The following is a 603-nucleotide window of genomic DNA, read 5'->3' on the forward strand; positions in this document are numbered from 1 at the left end:
TATGCCAACTCCCCCGCGCCGGGTCATGGCGTCCCACGCCGGGCGGCCCTGGTGGGCGACGATATGCGACAATGACCGCGGTCGGCGAACTGTCATCGACGCTTTCGGGAAGCGCTGAACAAATAGGCGAGCGGGATGAAGCGCAAGGCGCCCGGCGCACAGGAACCGCAGCATATGGGGTATATGTGAGGATTCCGCGCACCGCGCAACGCAGCGATTCGCCCGTGCAGGCATTTGTGCAGTGTTTCCTTCGAGTGACGCCAGCGCGCCCGGCCCCGCACAGCCCCACCGTCACCGCCTCGATCACCGGGCGCTGGCCGGGACGAAACTCGCCGTAGCCGAAGACGTTGTGCAGGGTCTGTTCGATCATGACCACTCCTGGCGGTGACGGCCGGACGCTCGGCGGCGGCGATCTTCCCCACCGGCTCCGGCAAGTCGCTGTGCTATCAGTTGCCGGCATTGCACCTGCCGCACCTGACGCTGGTGGTCTCGCCACTGCTGGCGCTGATGCAGGACCAGCTGGCGTTTCTCGAGCGCCACGGCATCGCCGCGGCGAGCATCGACTCCAGCCAGGGTCGCGAGCAGACGGCGGCGGTGATGGAG

General features: G+C 67.3%; 2 protein-coding genes. One reads left to right on the forward strand and one right to left on the reverse strand.

The window, feature by feature from the left end:
* Positions 1 to 370, reverse strand: a 370-nt coding sequence (locus tag D0901_RS21160; protein WP_203234931.1) for a hypothetical protein, incomplete at its 3' end; no start/stop codon positions are given.
* 14 nt (positions 371 to 384) lie between these two features.
* On the opposite strand from D0901_RS21160, the gene D0901_RS20830 reads away from it, so the two are divergent.
* Positions 385 to 603 (forward strand): DEAD/DEAH box helicase (locus D0901_RS20830; RefSeq protein WP_233440488.1); only part of this gene is annotated, 219 nt, incomplete at its 3' end.

The sequence above is a fragment of the Modicisalibacter coralii genome, assembly GCF_004117855.1.
In the GTDB taxonomy this organism is placed as follows: Bacteria; Pseudomonadota; Gammaproteobacteria; order Pseudomonadales; family Halomonadaceae; genus Modicisalibacter; species Modicisalibacter coralii.